Origin of the sequence: Arthrobacter sp. 24S4-2 (assembly GCF_005280255.1) — a bacterium.
Taxonomy (GTDB): Bacteria; Actinomycetota; Actinomycetes; order Actinomycetales; family Micrococcaceae; genus Arthrobacter.
The window spans coordinates 2,122,395-2,134,466 of the sequence record NZ_CP040018.1; the positions used below are offsets into that span (position 1 = coordinate 2,122,395).

General features: G+C 58.9%; 11 protein-coding genes. 5 read left to right on the forward strand and 6 right to left on the reverse strand.

Annotated elements, in window-relative coordinates:
• Positions 1–210: 210 nt before the first annotated feature.
• Entirely contained in the window at positions 211–1,191 is a 981-nt protein-coding gene (locus FCN77_RS09710) for an AraC family transcriptional regulator (RefSeq protein ID WP_137322106.1), read from the reverse strand.
• 573 nt (positions 1,192–1,764) lie between these two features.
• Here FCN77_RS09710 and FCN77_RS09715 point away from each other — a divergent pair.
• The 4 genes from FCN77_RS09715 to FCN77_RS09730 all read left to right on the forward strand — a co-directional run bounded on the left by FCN77_RS09715 (position 1,765) and on the right by FCN77_RS09730 (position 6,883).
• Positions 1,765–3,222 (forward strand): APC family permease, encoded by a 1,458-nt coding sequence (locus FCN77_RS09715; RefSeq protein WP_137322107.1) that lies wholly within the window; start codon positions 1,765–1,767, stop codon positions 3,220–3,222.
• A gap of 178 nt (positions 3,223–3,400) precedes the next feature.
• Positions 3,401–4,549, forward strand: a complete 1,149-nt coding sequence (locus tag FCN77_RS09720) for a nitrilase-related carbon-nitrogen hydrolase (protein WP_217496254.1) — start codon at positions 3,401–3,403, stop codon at positions 4,547–4,549.
• Positions 4,550–4,955: 406 nt separating this feature from the next.
• A complete protein-coding gene (locus tag FCN77_RS09725) occupies positions 4,956–5,735 on the forward strand; it encodes an SDR family NAD(P)-dependent oxidoreductase (protein ID WP_175417197.1) in 780 nt (259 codons plus the stop codon).
• Between the two features lie 404 nt (positions 5,736–6,139).
• Positions 6,140–6,883: an SDR family NAD(P)-dependent oxidoreductase gene (locus FCN77_RS09730; protein WP_137324719.1), complete on the forward strand. Its 744-nt coding sequence runs from the start codon at positions 6,140–6,142 to the stop codon at positions 6,881–6,883.
• 1,045 nt (positions 6,884–7,928) lie between these two features.
• On the opposite strand, the gene FCN77_RS26725 is transcribed toward FCN77_RS09730, so the two are convergent.
• The 5 genes from FCN77_RS26725 to FCN77_RS09770 all read right to left on the reverse strand — a co-directional run bounded on the left by FCN77_RS26725 (position 7,929) and on the right by FCN77_RS09770 (position 11,524).
• Positions 7,929–8,129 (reverse strand): hypothetical protein, encoded by a 201-nt coding sequence (locus FCN77_RS26725; protein WP_254678917.1) that lies wholly within the window; start codon positions 8,127–8,129, stop codon positions 7,929–7,931.
• A 576-nt stretch (positions 8,130–8,705) separates the two neighbouring features.
• Positions 8,706–9,005 carry a hypothetical protein gene (locus FCN77_RS09755; protein ID WP_137322110.1) on the reverse strand — a complete coding sequence of 100 codons (300 nt, stop codon included), beginning with the start codon at positions 9,003–9,005 and terminating at the stop codon, positions 8,706–8,708.
• 191 nt (positions 9,006–9,196) lie between these two features.
• On the reverse strand, positions 9,197–10,045 hold the full coding sequence (catA, locus tag FCN77_RS09760; RefSeq protein ID WP_137322111.1) for a catechol 1,2-dioxygenase: 849 nt from the start codon (positions 10,043–10,045) through the stop codon (positions 9,197–9,199).
• A 51-nt stretch (positions 10,046–10,096) separates the two neighbouring features.
• On the reverse strand, positions 10,097–10,384 hold the full coding sequence (gene catC / locus FCN77_RS09765; RefSeq protein WP_137322112.1) for a muconolactone Delta-isomerase: 288 nt from the start codon (positions 10,382–10,384) through the stop codon (positions 10,097–10,099).
• 36 nt (positions 10,385–10,420) lie between these two features.
• Positions 10,421–11,524: a mandelate racemase/muconate lactonizing enzyme family protein gene (locus FCN77_RS09770; protein ID WP_137322113.1), complete on the reverse strand. Its 1,104-nt coding sequence runs from the start codon at positions 11,522–11,524 to the stop codon at positions 10,421–10,423.
• Between the two features lie 209 nt (positions 11,525–11,733).
• Here FCN77_RS09770 and FCN77_RS09775 point away from each other — a divergent pair, with 209 nt between their 5' ends.
• Complete coding sequence (locus FCN77_RS09775; protein WP_137322114.1) at positions 11,734–12,000, forward strand: hypothetical protein; 267 nt, start codon at positions 11,734–11,736, stop codon at positions 11,998–12,000.
• The last annotated feature ends 72 nt before the right edge of the window (positions 12,001–12,072 follow it).

A 12,072-nucleotide genomic window follows, 5' to 3' on the forward strand; every position in this document is an offset into this window, starting at 1 on the left:
TCCGTCATGCCCAAACCCCGCGTCCTAACGACGCCGTTTTAACGATCGCTCCTCCGGCTGCCCTGAGCATGGCCGGCACTTCATACCGCAGCCAACGATTTACATCTCAAGGGGAATTCCTGAGGACGATGGACAAGCTGTCCGCCTTGACGCGTCGGCTGGGGTTTCGACGTCACGCCGCGGCTCTTTGCCTCGCTTTTGCCCTACGCTTCAGCGGTGAAGGCTTTCCGAGGGCAATTCCCCGAAGGTTTGAAGGTATGCGGATGAGAAACGGCTCAGATGTGAAAATCCGGCTTCGATGGCGATCGAGGTCACGGTCTCTCTCCCTGGCTCCCCGGCCAGCAGCAACTCCCGAGCGCGTGTCAGCCGAGACCTCCGTAGCAGCTCGGACGGAGTCATTCCAAGCTCGGAGCGCACGACCGCTTGTAAGGTCCGGATGGAGACACCGAGCGAAACTGCGATATCGGAGACTGACAGTTCTTCCGTGGAATGACGTTCGAGAAGCTCGTTGAACCGCCGCGTCAGCCGTCCGCGGTCAGCTGCATTTCCACCTGGAGCTGGCCCGAGGGGCTTGATTGTGGCCATGAGCAGTCTGGAGAGCATCGTTTCGGCCAGCAGCCGGTGAAGATGGTCGGGGGCCGCCGCATTCTCTGCTGCCATCTCATCCTGCAGTTCTACCACTGACCTCAAAAAGGCGCGACCCTGAATTCCCTTCAGATCCATGGAGAGTCCGAGAGCCAGATCTTTTCCGCTGTCCAGTCCGAAGAGCCGGTCAGCCACGCCGGCCAGAGTTTGACGCTGAACATACACGATGAGATGTGGGGCTCCGCGGTCCCAAGTCATGGTGAACGGACGCTCCAGTGGAGGGATTGTTGCCAGCATAGGGGTTGATTCGATAATGGACGAACGCACCTGCAGGCGGGCGTGGCCCGCCAGTGGAATCTGTACTAGAAAGAAGTCGTCCAGGGCTTGCGCATCGATCTGGACCTCGGTTCCGTAGTCCAGGAATTCGATGCCCACGCCACCTCTGCGCACCGAGCGCAGTTTCATGTCCAAGGAATGCCGGAAGCCAAGCGGCATGAGCCTGTGATCACCAAAAAGCTCAGCGATGGTTTCCTGGGCGTTGCTAACATCCGAAGTCGCAACCGTCGGCTGGCCCCTGAGTACATCGCGTGCAAGAATCCTGCCCACTCGCAACCTTCTTTTTCGGGGTCTTCTTTCGTGCCGAGCCGCTGCCCAGGCCGGCCAGACATGAACTCGGCTCTGGCTGCGAGACCAGGTAAAACAAGTATGACGCACGTCATGACAACGTGATAGACATTTCTCGCTCCTTTGAAGATGGGCCAATATCCTGGTTGGAAAGGCGAACCGCCATTGCCACCGCCGGGGGTTACCGAAGTGGGCCACGCCGGACGGGCAGCCGTTCTGATCGGAGGGATCGACATTGATTGCGCCGCCTGACGATGCACATTGAGTCACGACTTCCCTTGGCGTTCGCACTCGAGAACATGACAGTAGGGGCCACTGTCTCCCGGGTGGTCAAAACCGGCGTTTCGAATTCAGCGGCGTAGGCATCCCTGCCAACCAGGCATCCGCGTACGCAGTCTCAGGGCGAAGGCCCGCTCCACCTGTATGGAACCGGTGCGCTTGCGCCTAGTGGATAGTCGACGCGCATTGTGGATAGCGCCCACGTGTCCCACGTCACTACGTTGGTTATACCTATACCGCTCAACTAACCATGGGCAAACTTTTTAAGGAAGATTCATGACACAACGCGAGGCCTTGCCTCCTGCAGCAACTATCACCGGAGAGGATGGCATGATTCCTTCTTCGACTTCTGCACCTCGACGCACTCTGCGATCCATCGACATATTCTTCCTCGTCGTCGCGGCCGCCGCCCCACTGGCCGGGGTTGTAGGCAACGGAGCGCTAGGAGTCCTGCTAGGCAACGGTGCGGGCATGCCGAGCTCCTACCTGATCGCAGGGCTAATCCTTGTCCTCTTCTCGGTGGGTTTCGTGCGGATGAGCCCGCATGTCCGCGGTGGGGGAGCGTTCTACGTCTACGTACGGCGTGGCCTTGGGGCAACGGCAGGGTTGGCCGCAGCGTTTGTGGCTATCGTCGTTTACACCGTGATGGTCGTGGGCAGTGCCGCAGGATTCGGTTTTTTCGCCAATGTATTTTTCGTGGACAATCTCGGAATCGATATTCCGTGGTACGCATGGTCAGGATTTGCATTATTGCTCGTCGCAATCGTTGGCTATCGCGAGATATCCATGGGGGCCCGCGTCCTGGCAGTATTCCTCACCTTAGAGGTGCTCATCTTGATTGCATTGATTGTCGGCGTCCTCGTGCACGGCGGTAGCTCGGGCATCACCACAGAGTCGTTTATGCCCCCAACAGTGCTCAGCGGGTCGGTGGGAATCGGTTTGATGTTCGCATTTGCATCATTTCTCGGATTCGAATCAGCCGGAATCTACAGTGAAGAGGCACTCAATGGACAGCGAACGGTTCGTCGCGCCCTCATTTCCGCAGTGATCTTCATCGCTATATTCTACACAATCGCAATGTGGAGTGTAGTCATCGCCTTCGGTGCCGATGGGATCGTCGCAGCGGCAGCCGAGAATCCTGGCACCCTTGTTTTCCGAGCCTTTGCGAAGTTCACTAATCCAGTTCTCACGACGGCGGTCCAAGGGCTAATGGTTACGAGTGCACTGGCAGCCACTATCGCCCTCCACAACGCTGCTTCACGGTATCTGTTTGCACTAGCGCGCGAAGGTATGCTTCACCGGAAACTGGGTCAAATCCATCGCCGGCTGAACTCACCACATGTCGCCAGCCTTGCGGTGACAGTGGTGACAGTGACGCTGCTTGCACTCTTCGCAATCGGCAACGCAGATCCACTGCTCACAGTTCTTTCAAGCACATTCGGACTGGCTACACTCGGGATCATCCTGCTGCAGGCTGCGACCTCAGTTTCGGTCGTCGTCTACTTTTCCCGTCGAAAAGAGGAGCCGGGCGGTCTGCTCTGGACATTGCTCATCGCTTCAATCGCTGCCGTATCCCTCGTTGCTGTGGCCGCGCTCGTAGTTGCCAACTACTCCATACTCACAGGCGACCTGGGGGCGCTAAACCTTGCGCCATGGCTGCTCCTGATAGCCGCGCTTGCAGGGCTTGTAGTTGTGCGACTGCGACCGAAATCGAACACTGAGTCAGCCGCATGACTCGGTCGGGTCATCCCCACAAACTGGGGTCGCCGAAATGTTGGTCACCGATCACGATGGGAGAAATTCAATGATTGCGACACCCGAGGGAGCTCGCCCTCCGAAGCAGCGCATTAAAGCGAGTACGGTGCGAGCTCCCGAACCCAAGGCAGCCCAGATAATGCCGGTAGCTCCTTACATGGCTGTGGGACTGTCTACGGTCGTGCACGGGATCGGTGAGCGCAGACATATTGGGCGGAATCTGGACATTATTGAGGACGCGATCCACGCCGCTGTCTCGACAATCGGCATAAACATGCCCGTCAAATTCATCACTCTGGCAGAGGGCGCCCTGACTGGCTTTACGGACGAGATCTTCGACATACCGCATGTAACCGCAGCGCGCGAACTGTTCATTGATATCCCAGGACCGGAAACTGAGCGGCTTTCCGCTCTTGCGCGCCATTACAAGACCTATATTGCCGTGCAGTGTAAGGCGCGCTGGCCAGAGGTGATGCCCGATAGATTCTTCAACAACATGATTGTTATCTCGCCAGAGGGTGAGATCGTGCATCGCGCGGCCAAGAACCATCTATGGTGTCGTGAGCGCTCTTGCACCCCTCACGACATCTACGATCGGTGGGTCGAACTATTTGGCAGTGGTATCGATGCCTTCTATCCGGTTCTACGTACCCCAGACATCGGCAACATCGGCACGATCTGTTGTAGTGATGGCGAATATCCCGAAGCTGTCCGAGCGCTGGCCCTAAATGGCGCCGAGGTCGTCTATCGACCCAGCGAGGCGGTACCCATGACTCAAACTGGCCCTGACGCCGGAGGTACTTGGCTGCTGCAGAATCGTGCCCACGCACACTTCAACAGCCTGTACATGATATGTCCGAATGTTGGCCCGGTCTATGCGCATCCCGCGATGGAGCATCCATTCGACATCGGCGGCGGGAACTCCCACATCATTGACTATCAAGGCAACGTGGTAGCTCATACGTCCTCGGGCAACAACACACTGGTGGCCGGGATCGTCGACGTAGAAGCGCTGCGCCAGTTCCGTGTCATGAACCTCAACTCCAACTGGATGAAAGATCTGCGTACTGAGATTTTCCAACAGATGTACGAAAAACCAATTCATCCCGCAAATCTTTGGCTTAAGCAGGAGCCGGCGCAACACGCCGAGGTCGATGAGGTCTACCGCGACAATATCCGTCGCCTGATCGAACGTGGCGCGTTTACACCTCCAGCCAACTCCTTCGAGGGCGCGCGTTATATTCCTGCGAGCAACGACCTTGCCGCGTCAGCCTGGGCGACAGCTCGCAAGCTCTGGGATGAGTGAAACGTGCAATGACATCGACCCGGCGTCGCGCAGACGAAATTTATTTTCAGGTTGTACAGAGACAATTCAACTTGAAATAGTAAGCCTTCTACCGATTACTGGTTCTCGGCCTAGTAGCGGCCGCAGGCGCGCGGTCATTTTCGGCAAAAACGGCCGCGGTCGGAGTCATCGACCGAGGCTTGCGCTCGACGGTGTCCCTGCGAGAGACCCGCCCCGCGTCCTTCAAAGATGTCGGCACCGAGAGCACTTCCACGCCTGCACCCCTCCGCGGAAATGACCGCGGCGACAATTTGGAACTTTTCGTGATGGATCGCAATACGTGTGAGGTGCTAAGCGACGTTCGTCAGCAACTTCGCATCGTCCGCGACGACGAAGTGAGATCATGCCACCATCTAAGGAATCTGTTATGTCAACCCTTCCGCATATTGGACATCCCGATCTGTTGGACAAAGTTTGTCTCGTCACCGGCGCCGGCGGAGGCATCGGGGCCAGCGCATCACTCTATCTGGCCGACTGTGGCGCGACGGTGATTTTGGCGGATCGTAACCTTGCCGCGACATCTGTCATCGCTAAGCAGATCGTCGAGCGAGGTAGCGTGGCATCCGCGATCTTGCTTGATGTAACGGTCGACAGCGAAGTCGCTGCCGCCGTCGAATTTATTGAGCGGGAGTACGGTGCACTTCACCTAGCGTTCAATAATGCGGGCGTCGATGGGCCAGCGCTTTTGTTGCATGAACAGGATCCCAATGAAGTAAGCCGTATCCTTGACGTGAACTTTTTTGGGGTCTACCGGTCGATGAGGCACGAAATCCCCGCCATGCTCCGTGCCGGCGGGGGCGTCATTCTCAACACCGCATCGGTGGGCGGCATAATTGCGGCGCCGGGAATCGGCCCCTATTGCGCGAGTAAGCATGCTGTCATTGGCCTGACCAAGTCAGCAGCTGCAGACTATGGGCGACTCGGCATCCGGGTAAACGCCCTTGCTCCTGGAGCTGTGCGGACGAACCTTCTTACCGACTGGTTGAACGAGGAGGGCGCCCTCGAAAAGATGGCTGAGATGACTCCTCAGGGTCGCATTGCCGAACCTGAGGAGATGGCAGCCATCGTGGGCTGGATGCTGTCGGACGCGTCGCTCTTTATGACTGGCTCCGTTGTCACGGCGGACGGCGGCTTTACGGCAGTGTGATCCCCGTAGTGGGCGCCGGATTCGTCCAGCCATTGGAGCAATTGGGACGGTGGTGTCGCGCCGCCAAAGCGTCAGGAGGTCAACGACCGGATTATGGACTGGGAGACTAGGGCGATCAGCGACCTATCGATGGGCGGCTTCGGACTGCAGGTCAAGACGGGATCATCGGGATGTGGCGAAAGTGACCATGGAGTGGGTCCACTGGTACAACACCACCCGGCGGCGCAGCAACCAACCGATGTGCCCTCCCGACGAGTTCGAGCAGCACTTCTAAGCTCAAATAGACGCTTTGCCAGACGACGAGGCTCCCAGCAGGAAAACGGCCTGAGCCTGGCACGGTTCAGATTCCCCGGCCATGCGTGCGGGAAAACAAAAACGGACCCAAGATTGAAAGCGAGAACGACATGAGTCAGACAAAAACCCCAGGACGTGTAATCGTGACCGGCGGTGCTTCAGGTATCGGTTTGGCTGTCGCGAAGGCATTCCTCGAAAGCGGTGCCCAGGTCGGTATCGTTGACAAGGCATTTGGTGACGCCCTCGCCGGATATGGCAATCGCCTGCACACCAGGGTGGCAGACGTCTCCGACGAAACGGAGATTGCCGGGGCCATCAACGAACTGAGCACTGCCATGGGGGGAGTCGATACGGTCGTGGCCAGTGCCGGCATTGACGGGGAATTGGGCGCTAGCGTCGGTGACGTCACTACCGCCGACTTTCGTCGTGTTCTTGAGGTGAACGTGCTCGGCGTATTCCACACTGTCAAGCACTCGCTGCCACACATGGTCGAGGAGGAGCACGCATCCGTGACGATTATCGGGTCGGATTCGGGATTCGTCTCGGCCCCAGGCATGCTTGCCTACAACGCCTCGAAAGGTGCCCTGGTGCAATTGACCAGGGCTCTTTCTTTCGAGCTTTTCGTCCAACACGGCATCAGAGTCAACAGTGTGTGCCCGTCGATTGTCGACACGCCCATGGCACGTCGCGGTCTGGGCGTCGAGAGCTTCGAGGACGCGCCATACCCGGTCAACACAGCAGAGGATGTGGCCCGAAGCGTACTGTTCCTCTCTTCTCCTCAGGCACGAGCGATTAACGGGGTGAACCTGCTGTCCGATTTTGGATTCTCCGCCCGCTCGTCGTTCCCGGCGTAAGAGGACGTGAATCAGTGTCCGTCAGACCGTCCGGTCAGTACAGGCGGATCACCTAAGTGCGCCCATCGAGGGCGCGCATTGGATCCCACAAAACCGCCGACCAGGAAGCGAACAACCTGCGAGCAACACATTTCACCTCCCGGGCCTTCCCCGGCGGACTAGACCCCTCATCTTTGGCCTATCCACAATTTCACGAAAGGCAGCGCTGAATCGCCCGCGTTTGAAGGAGGCATCGATTACCCGGAAGGACAGTCCCACACCAGGACAACGGAAGTGCCGGGTCGAACTGCGTGAGCGCGCGACGCGGATGGCGATTGAGGCAAGGAAGGACACGTCGACCAGGACAGGGGCTTACCGCCGGATCGGCGAGCAGCTTGGAGTGAATCCCGAGGCGTTGCGGACCTGGGTGCACGTGCCGAGCTAGACGAGGGACTAAGAACCTGTTCGGAGTAGTCTCGAGCGCGCCGGTTGTAGGCCCTCGCTGGTGGCCATGGCATTCGCGTCTGAGGACTTCGGGCCTCCTCGACCTCGACCTAGAAGGTGGACCCCGCCGGTGGACTTCACCTTGTCGGCCACCTCGGGCCGGGTTCGGTGGCGCGGAGGATCGCGCCGAGACTGCCCGATGCACCTATCGGTGCCAGGCAGGCGGCGCCGGCTCCCGCGGCCAGGACTTTCGCCGGGGGGAGCTCTGCCTGCCGCGGTCACATGTCCCCAAGGCATCGGGCATCGTGTCCTGCCACAGGGAGTATGGCGCGAATTAGGGTCGCTTTAGCGATGCCGTAGGTCTGAGGGCCACTTGCGATGTCAGGTCTGAGCTGGCAACAACGTCTCAAAGACCATGCTGCGCTTGTGGCGGCACGTGGTTAATTATGGGGTCAGTATCGCCTCCTCTGCGGAGACACCGGGTGTCCAGCGCAGGTGCCCGTCCTGTGTGATGGAATCAGGTTCCTTGGGACGGTCGGCATCGGTACGGCCGCTCAGGGGCTTGGGGCGACCGGCCCTGAACTGTGGGATCCACTGTGACCCAGGGCCGTCGTATTCCTGTTCAGCGGCAGCGTGCAATGTCCACTGCGGGTGTGCGGGTGTGCGGGTTGTGCGGGTGTGCGCGACCGAGTGCCACGAGGTAAGCGCGTCCGGCCAGGAGGACGGAGTTGGCATCGTCGTAGGTGGAGATGGCACCTACGACAATCACCGCAACTCCGGCCGGTGCGGCGATCTCCTGCCGGACGCGGTCGGCGAAGGGCATCTGGTAGCTGCGGCCAATCGTATGCTTCCCATCCTTGGAGATCTAACGTGTGGAGACGTCGATGCCGGCCGCACCATGATCGACGAATGCGTGCGGGATGCCACTTGAATCGTCAGGTTCGTTACTGCTGGTCTGAAGCGCCCATGAGGGTAGCGGCAGCATCTACTCATCAACCCGTGTCTTTCAACGCGATGGTTATGAGGCATCAGGCTTGAGACCGGCAGCTCGTTGAACCTCGATCAGGCGTTTGCGCGTTCGGGTTAATTCCCGAGTCCGGTAGTCGGGTTAGGCGAAGGCGCCGACAATGCCGTGGCGCCGGAGATGATGATGCAGTCGGGCAGGACCCAACCGAGCTTGATGATGTGTTTCCCGCCGCTACTGCCGGCGAGCTGGATAACCATGCGAATGCCGAGATGATCACGTCCAAGACGCCGAGGAGCAGGCCGACGCCGGAGGCCCAATTCAGGATCGTCAAAGCCCTTGGCCCGCTCCGGGACGGTGGGCGTCGTGTCCGGGACAACCCTGAACGGAAGTCACGCAAGGCGTCCGCAGGGTCACGCCTGCTGCATCGGCGCGTTACAGCGCGAGCTGCTTTCCGTAGCCGGCACTTGCCTCAGGAAACTTGGGTGTGGCCATTAAGTTTGGAGCAACTTGGGATGCGATGGTCGCCGGACAGAATCGTTTCTCGATGATAGATCCGAATGGGACATCGGGCGAGAAGGCGACGGAGAAATGACCGAAGTCGTGACGTATAACAAGGAGGACACACCGCCGGTCGTAACCTGCGTTTATTTGAGCAGCCCTAACCGCTGCATTCAGTTTCTCGTCCATTTCGGTTCTGGTTTCGACATAAAAGTCGGCGATAACCTGTGTCATCTGTCGGTCCTCCCTAGAGTCGTGACCCGGTTGTAGGTATGCGAATGAATTTTGGAAATAGCCACCGCGGGGGCGGCGGCACCTCGGTCGTCTGGAATGTTGGCTTCCTTGTGCAGTAGCACGTGTGGTCTCCCCCTGAGGATTTCTGGGGGAGACCACGCCGCTGCAAGTTCGCCGGCTGCTGGGTGGTGCTAGTTTGCCTGCGCCAGGGCGAAGTCGTAGGCCACTTCCTTGTCCGAGCCGTCGTTCTTGTCCTGGGGGTTGAGAATCAGTTCCGGCTTGACTGCCGAGGCGATATCGTCGCTGAGGTGTTCGCCGGCCTGGAAGTAGAGCTGGGTCGTGATCAGTTGGTGGTTGTCGGCGCTGACTTTCAGGTGGAGGTGGGCGGGGCGCCAGGCGTGCCAGCCTGCTGCTTCGATGAGTTTCCCACAGGCCCCGTCTGTGGGGATCTGGTAAGGCGCGGGCTGCACGGTGTTGATTTCGTACCGCCCGTCATCGTCTGTCAGGATTGTGCCACGGAGGTTCCACTCGGGAATTTCGGGCGCGAACTGGGAGTAGAAGCCAAGATCATCCGCGTGCCAGATTTCCACTTTTGCGCCGGCAAGGGCGCTGCCGTCGACTTTGGTGACTTTGCCGTGCAGCACCAGTGGCGTGCCCGGCTCATCGTCGCGCATCGGGAGTGTTCCGGGGGACTCCAAGACCGGTGATTCGGGTACGTAGTAGGGGCCTTCGATGGTGCCCTTGCTGCCTTGCCGGTTTTCGTTGGCCACTTCCTCGACGGCATGTTCGACCCACACGTCTAGGAACAGTGGCCATTCGCCGGTCTCGCCCACCTCGATCAGCCAGGCCTTGAGTGCGTTGTACTCCTCATAGGTGACCTTTTCCTCAAGAACGGTGTCGACCAGGGCTTTGATGGCGCGTGAAGCAAGTCGGTTAACCCGTTCAGTGGTGACTTCGGAGGTGACGCTCTTGTTGGCCCGGAAGCGCTCGGTAGCCTTGGCTCCCGAGTCAGCGGCTGTGGCCTGTGTTTCTACGGACATGGTGTTCCTTTCTGAGTGTCAGGCTTCTTTAGCGATACCTGACATGTTTCGTTATTTGCTGCTATCGAGGGCGGAAGGGTGCTGAGCAAGGGGTGTGACCTCGATTTTCATGAAGGGGTAAAGCGGGAGTGCCTGCAGGATTTCGTGGAGTTCGTCGTTGCTGTCCACGTCGAATACTGAGTAGTTTGAGTAGCGGCCCACGACGCGCCACAGGTGAACCCAGCGCCCGTCACGTTGCAACTCCTGGGAACGGGCTCTTTCGGTGGCCTTAGCGGCTTCAACTTCCGCCGGTGGCAGATGTGATGGAACATTCACGTCCATCTTGACGAGATAAAGCATTGGTAGATTCCTCCGGAGTGGGTTTGGTCTGTCGGGCTAGCGGTCTTGCCGATAGCGTTCGAGCCGCTCGGGATCGATGTCGGCCCCTACGCCTGGAACGTCGCGGACCTTAATCGTTCCGTTGATGATGGTGAGCGGTTCTGCGAGCAGGTCATCGGACATGTCCAGGAAGTTGGAAAGTTCCCCGGCCCGGCGTGAGGTTGCTTCGTGGGCTGCCCCGAAGGCGATGGTGGCCAGCGTTCCGATTTGGGAATCGATCTGGTTGCCCATGACGACGTCGATGCCCAGTCCGGTGCACAGCCCCAGGATTTGTTGGGCTTCTGTGAATCCGCTGCGTGCTGTCTTGATGCTGATGGCGTTGCAGCCGCCGGAGAGCAGTTCCCGCGAGACGTCTCCGGCGGTAGGGACACTTTCGTCGCCTACGACGGGGATGGCCGATTTGGTAACGAGGCGGCGCCGGCTCATGGTCTCTTTCGCGTCGCAAGGCTCTTCCAGCAGCGAAAGACCCAGCCCTTCGGTTCTCCGGAGGACCTCCAGAGCCTCATTTGCTGTCCAGCCGCGGTTTGCATCCAGGTATATGTCCACGTCGGAGCCCAGACCGTCCCTTAAGACGTGGCAGGCCTCTATGTCAAGCGCGAGCGGGCGGCGCCCAACCTTGAGTTTGAATGTGTTGATGCCGTATTCGGCCCTGATGCTTACTGCTTCGTCAAGGAGTTCCGACGCCGGTTTGAATCCGAGCATGTGACTCACTGACATGCGGTCCGTGTACGCGCCGAGCAGGCTGGACACCGGTTTGTCGCAGGACTTCCCAATGATGTCCCACAGAGCGATGTCAATGGCACCCTTGGCGGTTTGATTGTGGACAGTTCGGTTGAGGATGGCGTGGATCTTGCCGCGCTCCAGTGGGTCCAAGCCCAGGATTGCGGGCGCAAAAATCGTCTCTACGACGGCCATGGCTGACTGCTGCGTTTCACCGTACGTGTAGGGGCGCGGGGGAAGATCTGCTACTCCGCTAATTCCTTCGTCCGTGTGCATGCGGATGAGCACATGCTCGGCGTCGCTCACATAACCGCTTGCGAAAGCGAGTGGCCTTGAGTAAGGGATCGAGTAGGGGATCGCCTCTATGCGATCTATCTTCAACAGCAACACCTTTGGTCGTGACGATGACGTCGTTTCTAACTGGATGGGAGACAACGATCCGCGTCACGGGTCCTTGTCCCCTCAATTTTCGTCGCCAGGTGGACCAACCAACAGGCGAAATATCACAGGGCCCTGTAAGGCTTTCTCTCCTGTTGCGACAGGAAAATCCGTCGTAGCCTTCGGAAGAAACGAAGCTAAGGAGGCTATGGATGCGACAACGGAACTTCCATCGCATGTTTTTGACCTGCTACACGGACACATTTGGCTATGGCTGGCACCACGTGGACTTGTTCGTTCACGACGAGCAAGGGTTGGAGGTGAACTGGGTTCATTGGCAGGTGGATGAGGATGGGCCCATGGCGGCTGATGCCGTCACGGCCCTGGTCGAGCCGGGACTGAAACGCACATCAGAGTGGCAGCATGGAATGAGTGCCAACGGGATGGAGTTTTGGACTGCGGACGCCGCCTGGCGGTAAACCGAAGCTAACCAGAGCACTGACGAGGAGAGGCTCCGCTGCATTTTCCAGCGGAGCCTCTCCTCGTCAGAC